The organism is Paraburkholderia silvatlantica, from assembly GCF_003096715.1.
Lineage (GTDB): Bacteria > Pseudomonadota > Gammaproteobacteria > Burkholderiales > Burkholderiaceae > Paraburkholderia > Paraburkholderia silvatlantica.
Genome location: NZ_QEOL01000029.1, coordinates 25,220 through 43,353 on the forward strand (window position 1 = coordinate 25,220; position 18,134 = coordinate 43,353).

Below are 18,134 nucleotides of genomic sequence, written 5' to 3' on the forward strand. Positions count from 1 at the left end.
GTCATGCCGTGCCCGCCACCGCCGAAAGCGTGGAGATGATCTCCGCGTTGAAGGCCGGTAGATCGTCGGGCTTGCGGCTCGTGATGAAGTTGCCGTCGTGGACCATGGTCTCGTCCACCCACTTGCCGCCCGCATTGCGGATATCGTCCTGCAGCGTGGGCCAGCTCGTCATGGTGTGCCCCTTGACGATCCCGGCCGAGACCGGCAGCCAACCGCCATGGCAGATCACGGCAATCGTCTTGTGCGCGTCGTTGGCGGCGCGCACGAACGCCTGGGCTTCCGGAATCAGGCGAATGGCGTCCGAGTTCACCACGCCGCCGGGCAATACGACCGCGTCGTAGTCGTCTGCCTTCGCGCTGCCGAAAGTGCGGTCCACCTTGATCTTGCTGCCCTTGTCGACGTGACGAAAGCCCTGAATTTGACCGCTTTTCTGCGAGATCACGTCCACCTGCGCCCCCGCTTCCTTTAAGGCGCGGCGCGGCCCGGTAAGTTCGACTTCCTCGAATCCGTCCATGGCAAGGATTGCGACCTTGCAGTTGTCGAGCATGTTGGCCATTGCGATTTCCTCCTCGTTGCGATCGGCTGTGATCGATTGAAACCGTTCTCAACCGCAGCAAGACGGATGCCGCGCGGCGCGGGCAATGCAAATCGACGCAATCGGCGCACAGCCGGGTTCGATTCGGCGGTGGCATGGCGCTTGCGAAACAAGGGATGAGCGTGGCGCACCACCGGTTCGCCACGCAGCAGTTCCGTCCACAACACTCAAGGAGAGCGAAATGAATGGATCGATCAAGCAACTGCTGGCTGGGGTCGTAATCGCAACGTGTTCCGCAGCCGCGCTCGCGCAGGGCGCGGGCGGGGGAGCCGGTGGCGCCGGCGGCGGCAGCAATGGCGTCGGTGCAGGCGGCGGCACGACGGGCGCGGCGGGCATCAACACGGAGCGTCCGCCGGGCAGCACCGCGGGTACCCGTTATGAGAACAGCGGCTACGGCGCGCCCGGCACCACCGCGACGGGTGGCGGCCAGGGAACGGGAACTGGCGCGGCGCCTGCGCCGGCACCGGGAACCCGCCAGACCATGCCGTATAACAACAATGGCTACGGCAATGGCGGGATGAGCACGCAGCCTGGCGGCTCGCAGGGGAGCGAGTAAGGCCGGGGTGCGTAGCTAAACTAACTATCCAGCAAAAATCGGGGATGCAGCGTGAAGGGCGGGCGACGCAAACTGCGTTCGCCCGCCCTTTTTAGGCCGCATTTTTTCAATCGACTGGTCAGTCGATTGGACTGGTCAGTCGATCGCCTTGTTGCCGGTTTCTTCGAACATCGAAACGGCGATGAGCGAAATCAGCACGCAGCCGATCATGTACCAGGCGGGCGCCATCTTGTTGCCCGTCACGTGGATGAGCCAGCCGGCCACGAGTTGAGCCGTACCGCCGAACACGGAAACCGCGATGGCGTACGCGCTCGACATATAGCCTGCGCGCAGATGCTTCGGAAAGTTTTCCGGCATCAGCGCGTAAGCGGGGGCGGAGCCCATCGTATAGCAGAGCATGAGCACGATGAGCGCGGCGAGCACGACCGGCAGCGACGGGTAGTGCGTCATCAGCCAGAACGCCGGATAGAGCAGCAGGATCAGCGCGACGCGTCCGATCACCGTGAGCGGCTTGCGGCGGCCCATGCGGTCCGACCACGCGCCGTAGATCGGGCACATCACGAGCGAGATCGTGCTGGATGCCACGCCGGCGAGGATAGACATTTTGGGTGGCAGTCCCAGGTACTGGATGCAGTAGGTCGGCATGTAGTACATCATCACATACGTCGAAACCGACATGCCCATGACCGCGAAGATCGTGAGAAACCAGTTGCGCACGTACAGGCCGCGCTTCGGGTCGCTGCGGTCCGCCACCACGCGCTGGGCGGGCGGCTCTTCGCGAATGTGCCGGCGCAGATAGATGCCGACTGGCGCGATGAGCGTGCCGAGCAGGAACGGGATGCGCCAACCCCAGCTATGCATCGTTTCTGCGGAGAGCAGGAAGCCAAGGCTCGCCGCGAGGCCCGAGCCGAGCAGCGCCGCCGCGCCTTGGCTCGCGAGCTGCCAGCTCGCGCGAAAGCCGCGGCTCGCCTGTCCGCCCATTTCGAGGAGCGTGGCAGTTGCCGCGCCGAACTCGCCGCCTTGCGCGAAACCCTGCACGAGACGGGCGACGACGATCAGCAGCGGGGCAGCCAAGCCGATCTGTGCATAGGTGGGCGCAAGACCGATGGACGCGGAACCCGCCGCCATCAGCAGGATGGTGAGCGTGAGCGCCGGCTTGCGGCCCGCGCGATCCGCATAGCGGCCGAGCACGATGCCGCCGAGCGGGCGCATCACGAAGCCCACGGCGAACACCGCGAACGCGAGCAGCAGCGACGTGACCTGGCTGTCGGCTGGAAAGAACTGATGGCCGATCGTGAGCGCGAAATAGCTATAGACAGTGAAATCGAAGAATTCGAGCAGGTTGCCGATCACCGCCGCGAGCACGATCTTGCGCTGATAGCCCGGCGAGACCGGCACTTCTTCGGCCGCTTTCACAAGCGGTTCGGTGGCGGCGTTCATGCGCGGTCCTTGCTGAGGAAGCGTTCGACGAGGCGCGTCCAGAACGCGGCGCCGATGGTCAGGTTCTCGTCGTTGAAGTCGTAGCGCGCGTTGTGCAGCATCGGCCGGCCTTCGCCATTGCCAAGGCGTACGAAACAACCGGGGCGCTGCTGCAGGTAGTACGCGAAGTCCTCGCTGCCGGCGATCGGCGGGAATGGCGCGATGACGTGTTCCGGCCCGACCAGTTCCTCGGCGACCTGACGCGCGAATCCGGTTTCGGCTTCGCTGTTGATCAGCACCGGATAGCCGCGGATGAATTCGATGTCCACCGTCGCGCCGTAGCTCTGCGCTTGCGCCTGCACGAGCGCGCGGATGCGCGCCTCGAGCGTCGCGCGCACCTCGGGCGAGAACGAGCGCACGCTCATTTCCAGCACGGCGTCTTCGGGAATGACGTTCGGCGCATGGCCTGAACGGAACGCGCCGACGGTCACGACCGCGGCTTCGTTGGGATCGACGTTGCGCGACACCACCGACTGCAGGGCCATCACGATGCTGCTGCCCACGAACACCGGGTCGACGGCCAGATGCGGGCGCGCCGCGTGTCCGCCCTTGCCGTGAACGCGCAGCTTGACGGTGTCGCACGCGGCCATGAGCGGGCCGGCGCGAAAGCCGAACGTGCCGGTGGGCATGCCCGGATGGTTGTGCAGCCCGAAGATGGCTTCGCAGGGGAAACGCTCGAACAGGCCGTCGGCGATCATGCGCTCGGCGCCGCTGTCCGAACCGGCTTCTTCGGCGGGCTGAAAGATCAGGTGGACGGTGCCGTCGAAATTGCGCGTTCTGGCGAGCTGGCGCGCAGCGCCGAGCAGCACGGCGGTGTGGCCGTCGTGGCCGCACGCGTGCATCTTGCCCTGGTGGACGCTTGCGTAGTCGAGGCCGGTCAGCTCCTGGATCGGCAGGGCGTCCATGTCGGCGCGCACGCCTACGGTGCGCGTGCTCGTGCCCGCCTTGAGCGACGCCACGACGCCGTGCCCGCCCACGTGGCGCGTGACTTCGTAGCCCCAGGACTCGAGCTTCCCAGCGACGAAGCGCGACGTGTCGGCTTCCTCGTACGACAGCTCGGGGTGCTTGTGGAGGTGATGACGAATTTCGTCGAGTTCCGATCGGGCTTCGGCCAGATCGGCGACTTCGCAGTAGCGGTGCTCGCTCACGAGGAACTCCTTTTATTGGAATAGGTTTGGGCACAAGCCAAAGGCCGAGTATTGCATCGACGAAAAACTCGACCCATGACGGAAAAGCATCGAAAATGTTGACTTGAAGTCAACGATCGATTGTCGCGGCGCAGCAAGGCAACGCGCGCGGAAGGAGCCATGCAGTGCGGGGAAAGGCAGATCGGGAAGGTGCGGCGCGCGGCGCGATCGAGGATATCGGCGAGCGGCCGCTGCGCTATCTGGCCGAAATCGCGGCGGCAGGCGGCGTGCGCATGGCCGCCGAGGCGCTGGGCATCAACGCCTCGGTCATCAGCCGGCAGGTGGCGGCGCTCGAGCGGCGGCTGCGCTTTCCGCTGATCGAGCGGCGCGGGCGCAACGTGGCTTTGACGGAGATCGGTCAGGTGCTCGTGGACCACTACCGCGACGGGCAGCGCCGCCAGCGCGATCTGGCCGCGCGTCTGGAGGAGTACCGGCACCTGAGGCGCGGTCGCGTGGCGCTCGGCGTGGGCGAGGGCTTCATCGGCAACCTGATCGCGCGTGCGCTGCAGCGCTTTTCGATGACGTACCCGGACATTCTCGTGGAGATCCGCTCAGGGCCGACGCCGGTCGTGCTGTCGCTCGTGCGCGACGACGTCGTCGATATCGGGCTGTGCACACGCACCGCCGACGACCCTGCCATGCGCATTCATCCCTTCGCGTCGCGCCCGCTCTGTGCGCTCGTCGCGCCCTCGCACCGCTTTGCGAAGATGCCGAAGGTGGCCCCCGCCGAACTCGCCGGCGAGCGCCTGATCTTCATGACCGAGTCGTTCGGTGTGCAGCATTTCGTGCAGTCGTTGTTCGACGACGCGCGTCTGAACGTGATGCCGGCTTATCGCGTGGATCTGTTCAACACGGCACAGACGCTCGCGGCCGCGGGTCTTGGCGTGGCGTTCATGTCGTCGATTACGGCGCGCCGCGGCATCGATCTGGGCGAACTGGTGGCCGTGCCGATCGATCATCCGATCGCCGCGGGCTTTTCGAGCCAGATGGTCACGCGCGTGGGACGCAGGCTCTCGCCAGCCGCCGATCACCTGAGGAAGCAGCTTGCGCAGAGTTTTCTGGAGTCGGCGGCGAAGTAGTCGGAAGACGTGGCGCGCGCAACGAATCAGTTGCCGGTGTCCGATGCCGGCGGCGTGTCCCCGATCCTCAACACCGCATCGCGTTTGGCGAGCAAATGCTGCCGCAGTATGGCCGCGAGCCGTTTGCCGTCGCGCGCGTCGAGCGCCTCCAGCATCTCGCCATGCTCACGGATCGCACGGTCCCACTTGGCGGTTTCGAAGTTCGAGCGAAACCGCAGCGCCTGCAAACGTCGATTCACCGCGATATACGTTTGCCGCAGCGCCGAATTGCGCGCTGCTTCGTTGATCTTGTCGTGAATCGCCTGATTGCGGCTGTAGTAGCCGGCCAGATCGTTCTGCGCGCGGCAGGCGAGCATGGCGTAGTGCAGCGCCTTGATCTCGGCGATTTCGGCCGCGGTGATCCGCTCGCACGCCAGTTCGCCTGAAAACGCTTCGAGCCCGCTCATGAGTTCGAAGGTCTCGCGCAGTTCCGCCTCCGACATCTTCGAGACCGAGGCGCCGCGATTCGGCGAAATCTCGATCAGCCCTTCGGACGCGAGCACCTTCAGCGCCTCGCGCAGCGGCGTGCGCGAAATGCCCAGGGTTTCGCACAGCTCGCGTTCGTTGAGCTTGCGCCCGGCCTCGAGCACGCCTTCCACGATGAACCGTCGCAGATGGTCGACGACGGTGTCGTGGAGTTGCTGGCGGGCAATGGGCGGCAGCTCCGGGCTGATCGCAGAGGGGTTCAGGTTCGGGTTTTGCATGCAAAAGGCATTTCCATCGATTTCCAGCGAATTTTAGCCCAAGGACAGGACCCCAAAGAAGCCAGCTGAGATTGGGGTAAACCACGTCGGAATTGTCTGTCTGCACATGAGCGGGCTGAATTATAGTTTTTTGAATGCAAAATTCAAAACAGGAGCGATTGCATGTTGAAGCTCGATTTCCATCCCGCTGGTCGCCACTTTCTGCAGATTCCCGGCCCGAGCCCGGTGCCGGATCGCATCCTGCGCGCGATGAGCTATCCGACCATCGACCATCGCGGGCCGGAGTTCGCCGTACTCGGACTCAAGGTGCTGGAAGGCATCAAGAAGATCTTCAAGACGCAGCAGCCGGTGGTGATCTACCCGGCCTCCGGCACGGGCGCGTGGGAAGCCGCGCTCACCAACACGCTGAGCCCCGGCGACACGGTGCTGATGTTCGAGACGGGCCATTTTGCGACGTTGTGGAAGCAGATGGCCGAGCGTCTTGGCCTGAAGCCGGAGTTTCTCGGCCTGCCCGGCATCGAAGGCTGGCGGCGCGGCGTGCAGGCCGACATGATCGAAAAGCGTCTGCGCGAAGACGCGCAGCACGCCATCAAGGCGGTTTGCGTGGTGCATAACGAGACTTCGACCGGCGTGACCTCGGACATCGCTGCGGTGCGCCGCGCGATCGACGCCGCGGGTCACCCGGCGCTGCTGCTCGTCGACACGATTTCCGGTCTCGCCAGCGCTGATTATCGCCACGACGAATGGGGCGTGGACGTGACCATCTCCGGCTCGCAGAAGGGTCTCATGCTGCCGCCGGGCATCAGCTTCAACGCCGTGTCGGCGAAGGCGCTGGCCGCGAGCGGGCACGCAAGGCTGCCGCGCAGCTTCTGGGGCTGGGCTGAGATCATCGAGATGAACAAGAGCGGGTACTGGCCGTACACGCCCAATACGAACCTGCTCTACGGCCTTTGCGAAGCGCTCGACATGCTGCAGGACGAAGGGCTCGACAACGTGTTCGCGCGGCATCGGCGGCTAGGCGAGGCGTGCCGGCGCGCGGTGCGCACGTGGGGGCTCGAGATCCAGTGCGCCGATCCCGCCGTCTACAGCCCCGTGCTCACGGGCGTGATGATGCCCGAAGGCGTGGATGCGGATGCGGTGCGCAAGATCATTTACGAGCGCTTCGATCTTTCGCTCGGCACGGGCCTCGGCAAGGTCAAGGGGCGCATGTTCCGCATCGGGCATCTGGGCGACTGCAACGACCTCACGCTGCTGGCGGCATTGGCCGGCTGCGAGATGGGCCTGCGTATCGCGGGCGTGCCCTTGAAGGACAGCGGCTTGCCCGCCGCGATGGAATATCTCGCGGCGCAACCCAACGTGGTGTCGCTGAAAGCCGCCTGAAGCGGCGCGCTTGCCTACGCCGCGCACGGGGCGCGGCAGGTCAGGCCGATTCCGGGGGATGTGAGGTCGTTCCCATGCCGGACGCCACTTCGAGAAGGGCGATGCGGCCGATAGAACCAGCAACGGAGACAGACGATGAAACGGTATCGATTGACGAGCGCGAGCAGCATCGTGCTGATCATGCTCTGCATCATGTACTTCATCACCTACCTCGATCGTGTGAACGTGAGCACGGCGGCGGCAGGCTTCGGCAAGGAGTTCCAGCTTTCGCACACCGAGGTCGGGCTGGTCTTCTCGGCGTTTGCGTATCCGTATCTGCTGTTTCAGATCATCGGCGGCTGGGTGAGCGACCGCTTCGGCGCGCGCCGCACGCTGCTGTTCTGCGGCGCGCTGTGGGGCGTGGCCACCGTGCTCACGGGCATGGCGGGCGGCCTCGCCACGCTGCTCGCCGCGCGCCTTCTGCTCGGCTTTGGTGAGGGCGCGACGTTTCCCGCCTCGACCTCGGCCATGTCGCGCTGGGTCGCGAAAGAACGGCGCGGCTTCGCGCAGGGCATCACGCACTCCGCGTCGCGCATCGGCAATGCGGTGGCGCCCGCGGTGGTCGTGCTGGTGATGGCGCGCTACGGCTGGCGCGAATCGTTCTATGTTTGCGGCGCGCTCAGCCTGCTGTGGGTAGTGGTGTGGGCGTTCACCTTCACCGAACACCCGAAGGATCACCCGCGCATTACCGAGGCCGAACTCGCGATCCTGCCGCAACCCAGGCCGCGCGCGACGGGCCTGCCGTGGATGGCGCTCTTTAAGCGCATGATTCCGGTGACGATCGTCTACTTCTGTTACGGCTGGACGCTGTGGCTTTTCCTTAGCTGGATTCCGCAATACTTCCTGCACAACTATCACCTGCAGCTGGGCAAGTCGGCGATCTTCGCCTCGGTGGTGTTCCTCGCGGGCGTGGTGGGCGACACGCTGGGCGGCCTCGTGACCGACTGGCTCTTGCAGCGCACGGGCAACCTCAAGCGCGCGCGCAGCTGGATGGTCTCGGTGTGCATGCTCGTCACGCTGATCGTGCTCGTGCCGCTGATGTTCGTGCACGATCCCGTCATTTCCATGGCGTGCCTCGCGGCGGGCTTCTTCTTCGCCGAAATGACGATCGGGCCGATGTGGGCGATTCCCATGGATATCGCACCGGAGTTCTCGGGCACGGCGAGCGGCATGATGAACACGGGCTCGGCGCTGGCCGCGATCATCTCGCCCGTGGTGGGCGGTTTTCTGATCGACCGCTTCGGCAACTGGGACCTGCCGTTCGTAGGCAGCATGGTGCTGATGGGGTGCGGCGTGATTCTCGCGTTCCGCATGCAGCCGGACAGCCGCTTCGAGCTGGGCAAGAAGGCCGACGAACCCGCGGGTTCGCATCAAGGCGTGTGAACGGCGATGGAAGGCGCACGCAGCCCGGGCATGCTGGTCAAGCCGGTTCATCTCGTCCCTTCGAGCGCGGGCCACGGCTCGCCGCTCGCGCGGCGCCTGCGTGAAGCCCTGCGCGGCGACGTGTTGTTCGACGCTGCGAGCCGCGGCCGTTACGCAACCGACGCCTCGATCTATCAGATCATGCCCATTGGCGTGGCCGTGCCGCGCGATCAGGACGACCTGCGCGCCGCGCTGGAAGTGGCGCGCATCGAGCACGCTCCCGTGCTGGCGCGCGGCGCGGGTACGAGCCAGTGCGGACAGACGGTGGGCGAAGCGCTCGTGATCGACACGTCGAAGTGGCTCAACAATATCGTCGATTTCGACGCTGCCGCGCGCACGGTGACGGTCGAGCCGGGCGTCGTGCTCGATCATCTGAACGCGTGGCTCAAGCCGCACGGGCTGTGGTTTCCCGTGGATGTTTCGACGGGCGCGCAGTGCACGATCGGTGGCATGGCGGGCAACAACTCGTGCGGCTCGCGCTCGATCGAATACGGCAACATGGTGCACAACGTGCTCGGCATCGACGCGATTCTCGCGGACGGCAGCGAAGCGCGCTTCCAGTCGTTGAAAATGCCGCACGAAGGCGCGCGGCTCGCGGCCCTGCTCGAAGGCGTGCAGCGCATCGCCGCGCGCGAGCGCGGCGAGATCGCCGAACGCATGCCGAAGGTGCTGCGCCGCGTGGCCGGCTACAACATCGACCTGTTCGATTGCCAGAACCCGCTCGCCTATACCGACGACGGCGTGGCGAATCTCGCGCATCTGCTCGTGGGCTCCGAAGGCACGCTCGCGTTCAGCCGGCAGATCACGCTGAAACTCGCGCCGCTGCCCGCGCATAAAACGCTGGGCGTGGTGAGCTTTCCCACCTTCTGGCAGGCGATGAACTCGGCGCAGCATATCGTCAGGCTCAAGCCGACCGCGGTCGAACTGGTCGATCGCACGATGATCGAGCTTGCGCTCGGCAATCCGGGCTTCAGGCCGGTGATCGAAAAGGCGCTGGCGGGCAGGCCCGATGCGATCCTGCTGGTCGAGTTCGCGGGCGACGAGCGCGACGCCCAGGTGCGCCGGCTCGATGGGCTGGCCGAACTGATGGGCGACCTCGGTCTGGCCGATGCGGTCGTGAAGATGACCGATGCGAACGAGCAAAAGGCGCTTTGGGAAGTGCGCAAGGCGGGCCTGAACATCATGATGAGCATGAAGGGCGACGGCAAGCCCGTCTCGTTCATCGAGGACTGCGCCGTGCCGCTCGAACATCTCGCGCAGTACACGAGCCGCCTGACCGAAATCTTCCATCGGCACGGCACCGAAGGCACGTGGTACGCGCACGCGAGCGTCGGCACGCTGCACGTGCGGCCGATACTCGACATGCGCCGCGATGGCGCGGCGAAAATGCGCGCGATAGGGGAGGCGGCTGCGGAACTGGTGCGCGAGTACAAGGGCGCGTTTTCGGGCGAGCATGGCGATGGTCTGTGCCGCGGCGAATGGATTGCCTGGCAGTACGGACCGAAGATCAACCAGGCGTTCATGGAAATCAAGCAGCTGTTCGATCCCGGGAACCGCTTCAATCCCGACAAGATCGTGCGCCCGCCGAAGATGGACGACGCGAAGCTGTTCCGCTTCGCGCCGGGATATCGCGAGCGCCAGATGCGAGCGGCGCTCGACTGGTCGGCGTGGGACGTGAGCCGCGATCCGCTCACGGGTGAGCAAACACCGCCCGGCAGCGGCGACGACCTGACGGGCGGCCTCGCGAAAGCCGTGGAGATGTGCAACAACAACGGCCACTGCCGCAAGTTCGACGCGGGCACGATGTGCCCGAGCTACCGCGTGACGAAAGACGAGAAGCACGTGACGCGTGGCCGCGCGAACACGCTGCGGCTCGCGATTTCCGGGCAGCTGGGCGAGGACGGACTCGCAAGCGACGACGTCAAGGACACGCTCGACCTGTGCGTGTCGTGCAAGGGCTGCAAGCGCGATTGTCCGACCGGCGTGGACATGGCGAAGCTGAAGATCGAGGCGCGCGCGGCGTGGAACACGAAGCACGGCCTGAAGCTGCGCGAGAAGATGATTGCGTTTTTACCGCGCTATGCGCGTCGTGCGGCGCAAGCCGGCGGACTTGCGGCGGCGGGCGAGCGCATCCCTGTGGTGTCCGGGTGGGCGAAGCGCGTACTCGGCTTCGCGCCGCAACGTTCGCTGCCGCAGTTCCGGCCTTCGTTCCTTGCGCAGGTGGCGGCCGCAAAGCCCGACCCGGCAGCGGCGACGAAGGAAGTGGTACTGTTCGTCGACACCTTCAACGACAACTTCGAGCCCGAAAACGCCCGCGCCGCGAAACGGGTGCTCGAAGCGGCCGGCTATTGCGTGCACTTCAACGTGCGCGGCGAAGAACGCCCGCTATGCTGCGGCAGAACGTTCCTCGCCGCGGGACTGGTGGACGAGGCGAAGCACGAGGCGCGGCGCCTGCTCGATACGCTCATGCCGTTCGTGGCGCGCGGCGTGTCGATCGTCGGGCTCGAACCTTCGTGCCTGCTCTCGATGCGCGACGAATTCCTGCAATACGGCTACGGCGACGAAGCGCGCAAGCTGTCTGCCGCGGCGTTCCTGTTCGAAGAATTCCTCGTGCGCGAGCAAGGCGCGGGACGGTTCGATCTGGAGTTGCACCCGCTCGACGCGCCGCGCGCGTGGGTGCACGGCCACTGCCACCAGAAAGCGTTCGACGCCTTCCGGCCCGTGCTCACGGTGCTGGGCTGGATTCCGGGCCTGGAGGTGAAGCCGATCGAATCGTCATGCTGCGGGATGGCGGGCAGCTTCGGCTACGAAGCGGAGCACTACGAAGCATCGCTGGCGATGGCCGAGCTTGCACTGTTGCCCGCCGTGCGCAAGGCGGATCGCGCCGATCTCGTCGTGGCGGATGGCACGAGCTGCCGCCACCAGATCCACGAGGGCGCAAACGCCACGGCGCTGCACGTGGCGAGGGTGCTGGAAATGGCGATGCGCTAGGCTAGCGTGCTCGTGCCCTGGCGCGCATGCAAGGCGTCCACGGCATGCAGCATCTTGCCGAAGAACGCATCGGCGAATTGCGAATCGATCCAGCGCACGATCAACGCGATCTTGCGTCCGGGCTCGATCCACATGAACGAGCTGCCCGCGCCAACCCCAAACCAGCTCGACTCGGGCACGCCTGGAAACATCCGCTGCCCCGTGTTGAGCCAGACGAGCGAGCCGTAGAACGGCGCGAGCGGGCAGGGCGTGCGCATGCGCGCGATCCATTCGCCCGAGAGCACGCGGCGGCCCGCGACGACGCCATCGTCGAGCAGCATTTGCGCAACCTTCAACTGGTCGTTTGCGCTCACCGACATGCCGCCGCCCCAATGCGAGCCGCCTGGCACCGACTGCACGCGCCTGCCGCCCTGATCGATCCATGCGTCGTCGTAACCGACCCATTGCCAGTTCTCGCTCGCGCCGACGGGTCTCATGATCGTCTCGCGAAATACTTCGGGCAACGAACGACCGAACAAACGCAGGAGTGCGAGCGAAAGCTGGTTGATGCGCACGTCGTTGTATTCCCAATACGTACCGGGCGCGCGCAACGGGCGCAAGTCGCCTTTTTTCCCGTCGGGCGGCTCGCCGAACGTGACGGCGCGATAGTGATCGGCCTGATCGGAAAGGCCGAAGCACGTGCCTTGCCATTCGCTCGTCTGTTGCAGCAGATGCGTCCACGTGACCTGCGCATTGTGGTCGTCGTCGAAGCCGATGCCGGGCACGCGCACGTGGACGGGCTCGTCGGGATCGGGCAGCAGGCCGCGGTCGTGCGCCACACCCGCGAGCAGCGCCAGATACGTCTTCGCGATGCTGAAGGTCAGATCGGGCCGATCGGGCGCGCCCCATTGCGCGAGCGCTCGCCCATTCACGGCGACGGCGCCGGATACCGGTCCGCGATCGTGAATGGGGCCGAGCAAGCGGTTCCACGGCGGCGGGTCGTTCACGTGCACGCCGAAGTTGCCGTCGGCGTTACGGTCCCATGCCGATTCGTGATCGACGGAAAACTGAATGGCGTCCTGAACTTCCTGCGGTAAGTCGTGTTGCATACGTGCGTGTTTCCTTGTTGTGTTCCTGTACGGCGCCGGTTCAGCGGGCGTCGAGACGCAGGCGCGCCCAGGTCAGCGTAGCGAGGCTCAACACGGCCGCGAACATCAGCCAGAGCCCCGGCGCGAGATTGTTGCCCGTCGCCGCAATGAGCGAGGCCACGGCGAGCGGCGTGAAGCCGCCGAACGCGGTGGTGCCGACGTTATAGGCGAGCGCCATGCCGGTGGTGCGCGTGCGCGCGGGGAAGAAGCCGGCCATGAGCGCCGGAATCGAGGCGAAATAGGTGACCTTCAGCACCGCGATCCAGACCACGGCGGCCAGCAGCGAGGGCAGCGAAGGATGGGCGTTCACGAACATGAACGCGGGATAGACGGTGAGCAGGAACAGCACGCCCGCGACGAACATGATACGCGTGCGGCCCACCTTGTCCGACCAGTGGCCCACGATCGGCGTGAGCACGATGGCGATCAGGCCGGCCACGAGCGTGGCGATAAAGCCCGACGAAGGCGCGAGGCCGAGCTGCCGCGCGGCATAGGTCGGCATGTAAAGCAGCACGTATTGGGCCGAGGTGGTCAGGATCAGCACGCCGATCGATGCGATGACGCGCGACTTCTGCGTGGCGAACAGTTCACGCACGGGCGACTCGGCTTTTTCGATGCGCTCGAATTCCGGCGTTTCGTCGATGCGTCGGCGGATATAAAGACCCACAGGACCAATCAGCACACCGAACAGGAAGGGAATGCGCCAGCCCCAGCCTTCGAGCTGCGGCTGTGTGAGCGTGCCCGTAAGCACCGCGCCGAACAGGGAGACGAGCAGCGTGCTCGCGCCCTGGCTCGAGAACTGCCAGCTCGACATGAAACCGCTGCGCTGCGGCGCATGCTCGATCAGGAAGGCGGTGGAGCTGCCGAACTCGCCGCCCGCCGAAAAACCCTGCAGAAGACGCGAGGCAAAAATGCCGAGGGGTGCGAGGATGCCGATCGTCGCGTAGGTGGGCATCAGCGCGACCATGCCGGTGCCGATCGTCATCATCGCAATGGAGAGCGTGAGCGACGCCTTGCGACCCTTGCGGTCGCTGTAGGAGCCGAGCACGAGCGCGCCGACGGGCCGCGCGAGGTACGAGAGCGCGAACGTGCCTAGCGTGAGCAGCAGCGACACCGTTGCATTGTGAACGGGGAAGAAGAGCCTGGAGAGCGTCGCGGCGAAGTAGCCGTACGCCAGCAGGTCGTAGAACTCGAGCGCGTTACCGATCGAAGTCGCGACGATGAGCCGTGAGACGTTCTTGCCCGAAGTGCCTTGAGCGGGCTCTGACCAGTGCTCGCCGCCGTGCGCGGGTAGGGATTCGATGCTCATTGGGACGTCCTCATGCAAACGTTGCTGGATGCGGTGCAGGGTTGGACGCGCCGGCTTCTCTTGCGCCGAGGTCCCAGAAGAGGCCAGCCATGATGCGCAGCCCATCGCGCACGACCGGGCCGAGCAGGTGCTCGTTCGGCGCGTGCTGCGAGCAGCCTGGATACGAATGCGGCACCCAGAGCGTGGGCATGCCGAGCACCTCGGCGAATACGTCGTTGGGCAGCGTGCCGCCCAGGTTCGGCAACAGTACGGGTTCGGCTCCCGTGGTCTCGCGCAGCGAGCGCAGCGCCCACTGCACCCAGTCGTTGTCGGGATTGACACGCGTGGCCGGTGCGCCGCGCTCCACTTCGAGTTCGATCATGTCGAAGCCGTGCGTGTCGAGGTGCGCGCGCACGATGCGTTCGAGGTCCTGCCAGTGCGTGCCGACGACGAAGCGGATCTGCATGTAGGCGATAGCGTGCGGCGGAATCGCGTTCACCGGTTTCTCGGGGTTGCCCGTACGGAACGCGAGCACCTCCAGGTTGTTCCAGCCGAACACGCGCTCGGTCGGCGTGAGGCCCGGCTCGCCGTAGTCGCGATCGACCTCGGGCTCGCCCGGATTGCCGCCCACGCGAATATCGGCGAGTGCGCGGCGCACGGATTGCGGAATCGGCGGCGGGCGCAGGCCATCGACGAGGATCTTGCCGTGCGCGTCGACCATCGAGGCGATCGCGTTCGCGAGCACGATGCCCGGGTTGCGCAGCAGGCCGCCCCAGTTGCCCGAATGATGGCCGCCTTCGCGCAGCGTGAGTTCGAGCTTGAAATTGACGAGGCCGCGCGAGCCTAGAAAGATCGTCGGGCGGTCCGCGCAGAGGCGCGGCCCGTCGGAGGCGATCAGCACGTCGGCGGCGAGTTCGTCGCGCAACCGGCTGCACAGTTCGTGCAGGCCCGGCGAGCCGACTTCCTCGCCCGTTTCGAACAGCAGCTTGAGGTTGAAGCCGAGCCTGCCGCCGCGCGCGTCGAGCACGGCCTTGAGTGCCGCGAGGTTGATGCTGTGCTGGCCTTTGTTGTCGGCGGTGCCGCGGCCGTACCAGCGCTCGCCTTCTATGGTCACGTCCCATGGCGTGAGGCCCGCGCGCCATTGCGCGTCGTAGCCGCGCACCACGTCGCCGTGGCCGTAGCTGAGCACGGTGGGCAGCGCATCGTCTTCGTGGCGGTGGGCAATCAGGAACGGGCCGGCGCCGTTGACGGGATTCTCGACGACCCGGCAGGTGAAACCCCATTGAGCGAGCAGCGGCGTGAGCTCCTCGTCCAGATAGCCGCGCAAGCGGCCGCCGCTCTCCGGCTCCTGGCTCTCGGTGCGAAACGCCACGCGGCGGCGCAAATCGTTCAGGAAGCTGCCCGAATCGTATTGGGCGGCTGCGGTTTGAATGGCGATGTCACGGGTCAACGCGCGTCTCCCTCTGTTTGAGGCCGTCTGTAGCCCTCTGTAGCCGTTTGAAGCCGTCGAACGATCCTGCAGCCGCCGATATTTCTGCACAATTACAATATTTGTGATCTATCTTTGCCGAAACGGCAAAGCGGACGAGACCGCGCTCATCGACATGGACAACACCGCACTGCGCTATTTTCTGGAAGTGGCCCGCAGCGGCTCGCTGAGCAAGGCGTCCGAGCGGCTCTACGTCGCCGTGTCCGCGCTCAGCCGCCAGATCGCCCGGCTCGAAGAAGAACTCGGCACGCCGTTATTCGAACGGCGCCCGCGCGGCATGGTGCTGAGCGAGGCGGGGCGCATGCTGGCCGAGCACGCGCGGCGCAGCCTGCTCGAAACGGAGCGCGTGGTCGGCGAGATTCGCGGGCTCAGCGAGGGCGGGCGCGCGACCATCCGTGTTGCGAGTTCCGAAGGCCTCGCGCCGGATTTTCTGCCGCAGATGTTCGCCCACTTTCTCCGGACCTATCCGCAAACGCATTTTCAGCTGGACGTATCGGCACCTGCTGTTGCAACGCAGCGCGTGCGCGAGGGCACGGCCGATATCGCGCTGTGCTTCAGCGTCGCGCCCGAGAAGGAGATTGCCGTGCACTGTTCGCAGCGCGCGCCGATCTTCGCGCTGATGCGGCGCGATCATCCGCTGGCGGCGCGCAAGTCGCTGTCGCTGCGCGATCTGATCCCGTGGCCGGTCGCGATGAACAGCCAGGGGGTGACGATCCGCCAGCTGCTCGACATCGCGTGCAGCCTCGAAGGGTTGATCTTCGAGCCGGTGTTCGTCAGCAACTATCACGTGGCGTTGCAACGATTCGTACGCCTGACCGATGCCGTCACGTTCACCGGCTTTCTGACCGTGCGCGGCCGTCTCGAGGTGGAGGGACTGGCCGCCGTGCCGCTCACGAACCCGGAACTGCATCAGCGCACGCTGCAGATCCAGACGATGGCGGGCCGCACGCTGCCGCAGACCATGCAGGCCTTTCTCGACCTGCTCACGCGCGCGATCGGCGGCGATGAGCTTGCGTGCGGCTGATTTCGCCTACGCGGTGAGCCGCGCGGTGAGCCTGCGCATGCCGGCGAAAACGGTGTCGGCGACGTCTGCGGGGAAACCGGCGGGGATCTGCGCCGCGACGGCTTCGATCGCGCGGGGCGGTTGCGCGGCCACCTGCGCGAGCATCGCTTCGACCTCTGCCGCGGCGAATCCCACGCGCTGGCCTTGCGCGATCCATTGCCGCGGATAGATCTCTTCGGCGCGATAGCCGCACCGCAAGTTGCCGGTAAAAATCCAAATCGCAGGCTGTAATTTGAAAATACAGCCTGCAGGGTGTATACGCTGCTGGGCGAAGGCAGCCGTGGGCGCGGCAAATGTGCAACTAACTGTCAATCGCCGTGCAACCCAGCCCAGCCGCTTCGCGGCCAAGGCGCGCTGCCTTCAGATCACCGAGCCAGTTTCCTCTTTTATCAGGAATCCGATCAAACGTCGGAGCCTTGTATTGGCTAGTCAAGCACGAACGGTCCGCCCTGATTCTTCCCGACGTGGCTGCCTGGCGTGATCAACGGGCCCCCCATTTTCTGAAGCGACCGGGACATGTAGAACGACGCGGGCACCTGGCGTGTCCGCTTCGCTTTTCTGCGCACGTGCTCTCACGCCACGCGTATCACCACCTTGCCGAAATGCTTGCCGGCTTCCAGCCATGCGTAGGCTTGCGGTGCTTCCTCGAAAGCGAACACGCGATCCACCACCGGGCGAATCTGCTGCGCGGCGACGAAGCGCGTGACGTCGTCGAGCATCGTGCGGCTGCCGACCATGAAGCCATGCAGGCGCTTGAAGCCGCCGATCACCGGAAGCAGCCCGAGTTCGGGGCCTGCGAAACTCGTCACGCCGCCGATGATCGAAACGAGCCCGCCCATTTTCGCTGCGGCCACCGAGCGCGGCAGCGTATCGCGTCCGCCCACTTCCACGACGATATCCGCGCCTTCGCCGCCCGTGAGCCGCAGCACCTCGTCCTGCCATTCGGGATGCGAACGATAGTTGATCGTCTCGTTCGCGCCGAGCGCGCGCGCGCGTTCGAGCTTCTCGTCGCTTGAAGACGTGATGATGGTCCGCAAGCCCGCCGCGCGGGCGAGCTGCAGTGCCCAGATCGACACGCCGCCAGTGCCGAGCAGCACCACGGTAGCGCCGGGCTGTGCGCCGCCATCGGCGAAGATCGCATTCCAGGCGGTGATGCCGGCGCACGAGATCGTCGCGGCTTCCTCGTAGCTCAGGCGTGCGGGAATCGAAACGAGCGAGGTTTCCGCAGCGACGAAGCGTTCCGCGAGCACCCCGTCGAATTGCGCACCGGGCGACTCGCGCACTTTCCACGGCGCGGGAGGACCGTCCACCCAATGCGGGAAGTAGGTGTTGATCACGCGGTCGCCGGGCTTGAAGCGCGTGACGGCTGCGCCGACTTCGACAACCTCGCCCGCGCCGTCGGCGACCGGCACGAGCGCAGCGTCGCCAAGACCGAGGTAATCGCCGCGCGCGAACATCAGGTCGCGATAGTTGAGCGAGGCCGCGTGAACCTTCACGACTACGTCATGCGGGCCGGGCGCGCGCGGCGTGAAATCGGTGCGCGCGAGTGCGCCATAGCCGCTGCCGGCCTTCAGTTTCCATGCGTTCATGGCTGCTCCAGTACGAGTGGGAGTACCTATGATAGTGTTGCTTGACAGGCGACATTGGCGAGATTCCGGAGCTTCGTTGTTGCCGTAAAGGATACAAGAGGGGTGGT

The 18,134-nt window shown here is 65.7% G+C and carries 15 protein-coding genes; 6 read left to right on the top strand and 9 right to left on the bottom strand.

Features of this window, described 5'->3' with window-relative positions; all coding sequences use genetic code 11:
- Position 1: 1 nt before the first annotated feature.
- Positions 2 to 556 carry a type 1 glutamine amidotransferase domain-containing protein gene (locus C7411_RS30515; protein ID WP_110387699.1) on the bottom strand — a complete coding sequence of 185 codons (555 nt, stop codon included), beginning with the start codon at positions 554 to 556 and terminating at the stop codon, positions 2 to 4.
- 220 nt (positions 557 to 776) lie between these two features.
- Between C7411_RS30515 and C7411_RS30520 the strand changes: the two genes are divergently transcribed.
- Complete coding sequence (locus tag C7411_RS30520; RefSeq protein WP_243413403.1) at positions 777 to 1,151, top strand: hypothetical protein; 375 nt, start codon at positions 777 to 779, stop codon at positions 1,149 to 1,151.
- A gap of 135 nt (positions 1,152 to 1,286) precedes the next feature.
- On the opposite strand, the gene C7411_RS30525 is transcribed toward C7411_RS30520, so the two are convergent.
- Complete coding sequence (locus tag C7411_RS30525; protein WP_110387700.1) at positions 1,287 to 2,591, bottom strand: MFS transporter; 1,305 nt, start codon at positions 2,589 to 2,591, stop codon at positions 1,287 to 1,289.
- Positions 2,588 to 3,778 carry a M20 aminoacylase family protein gene (locus C7411_RS30530; protein ID WP_110387701.1) on the bottom strand — a complete coding sequence of 397 codons (1,191 nt, stop codon included), beginning with the start codon at positions 3,776 to 3,778 and terminating at the stop codon, positions 2,588 to 2,590. The genes C7411_RS30525 and C7411_RS30530 overlap by 4 nt, the downstream gene beginning before the upstream one ends.
- 164 nt (positions 3,779 to 3,942) lie before the next feature.
- On the opposite strand from C7411_RS30530, the gene C7411_RS30535 reads away from it, so the two are divergent.
- Positions 3,943 to 4,896 carry a LysR family transcriptional regulator gene (locus C7411_RS30535; RefSeq protein WP_243413404.1) on the top strand — a complete coding sequence of 318 codons (954 nt, stop codon included), beginning with the start codon at positions 3,943 to 3,945 and terminating at the stop codon, positions 4,894 to 4,896.
- Positions 4,897 to 4,922: 26 nt separating this feature from the next.
- Here C7411_RS30535 and C7411_RS30540 read toward each other — a convergent pair whose 3' ends face one another.
- Positions 4,923 to 5,639, bottom strand: a complete 717-nt coding sequence (locus C7411_RS30540; RefSeq protein WP_110387702.1) for a GntR family transcriptional regulator — start codon at positions 5,637 to 5,639, stop codon at positions 4,923 to 4,925.
- A 162-nt stretch (positions 5,640 to 5,801) separates the two neighbouring features.
- On the opposite strand from C7411_RS30540, the gene C7411_RS30545 reads away from it, so the two are divergent.
- From C7411_RS30545 to C7411_RS30555, 3 genes are all read left to right on the top strand, one after another.
- Positions 5,802 to 7,019, top strand: a complete 1,218-nt coding sequence (locus tag C7411_RS30545; protein WP_110387703.1) for a pyridoxal-phosphate-dependent aminotransferase family protein — start codon at positions 5,802 to 5,804, stop codon at positions 7,017 to 7,019.
- A 135-nt stretch (positions 7,020 to 7,154) separates the two neighbouring features.
- A complete protein-coding gene (locus C7411_RS30550) occupies positions 7,155 to 8,441 on the top strand; it encodes an MFS transporter (protein WP_110387704.1) in 1,287 nt (428 codons plus the stop codon).
- 6 nt (positions 8,442 to 8,447) lie between these two features.
- Positions 8,448 to 11,471, top strand: a complete 3,024-nt coding sequence (locus C7411_RS30555; RefSeq protein WP_110387705.1) for an FAD-binding and (Fe-S)-binding domain-containing protein — start codon at positions 8,448 to 8,450, stop codon at positions 11,469 to 11,471.
- Here the strand turns inward: C7411_RS30555 and C7411_RS30560 are convergent.
- The 3 genes from C7411_RS30560 to C7411_RS30570 are packed head-to-tail and all read right to left on the bottom strand — an operon-like array spanning position 11,468 to position 15,336.
- A complete protein-coding gene (locus C7411_RS30560; RefSeq protein WP_110387706.1) occupies positions 11,468 to 12,559 on the bottom strand; it encodes a serine hydrolase domain-containing protein in 1,092 nt (363 codons plus the stop codon). The two genes, C7411_RS30555 and C7411_RS30560, sit on opposite strands and share 4 nt — an antisense overlap.
- A gap of 40 nt (positions 12,560 to 12,599) precedes the next feature.
- Positions 12,600 to 13,907: an MFS transporter gene (locus C7411_RS30565; protein ID WP_110387707.1), complete on the bottom strand. Its 1,308-nt coding sequence runs from the start codon at positions 13,905 to 13,907 to the stop codon at positions 12,600 to 12,602.
- Between the two features lie 10 nt (positions 13,908 to 13,917).
- Entirely contained in the window at positions 13,918 to 15,336 is a 1,419-nt protein-coding gene (locus tag C7411_RS30570; protein ID WP_110387708.1) for a M20 family metallopeptidase, read from the bottom strand.
- Between the two features lie 154 nt (positions 15,337 to 15,490).
- Here C7411_RS30570 and C7411_RS30575 point away from each other — a divergent pair, with 154 nt between their 5' ends.
- The gene (locus C7411_RS30575; protein WP_110387777.1) at positions 15,491 to 16,399 is read left to right on the top strand and encodes a LysR family transcriptional regulator; all 909 of its coding nucleotides are present in this window, start codon (positions 15,491 to 15,493) and stop codon (positions 16,397 to 16,399) included.
- A gap of 6 nt (positions 16,400 to 16,405) precedes the next feature.
- On the opposite strand, the gene C7411_RS37165 is transcribed toward C7411_RS30575, so the two are convergent.
- Together C7411_RS37165 and C7411_RS30585 are read right to left on the bottom strand one after the other, a co-directional pair.
- Positions 16,406 to 16,786, bottom strand: coding sequence for a hypothetical protein (locus tag C7411_RS37165; protein WP_133253725.1), 381 nt, complete (start codon positions 16,784 to 16,786; stop codon positions 16,406 to 16,408).
- A 224-nt stretch (positions 16,787 to 17,010) separates the two neighbouring features.
- Positions 17,011 to 18,027 (bottom strand): zinc-dependent alcohol dehydrogenase family protein, encoded by a 1,017-nt coding sequence (locus C7411_RS30585; RefSeq protein WP_110387710.1) that lies wholly within the window; start codon positions 18,025 to 18,027, stop codon positions 17,011 to 17,013.
- Positions 18,028 to 18,134 lie beyond the last annotated feature (107 nt).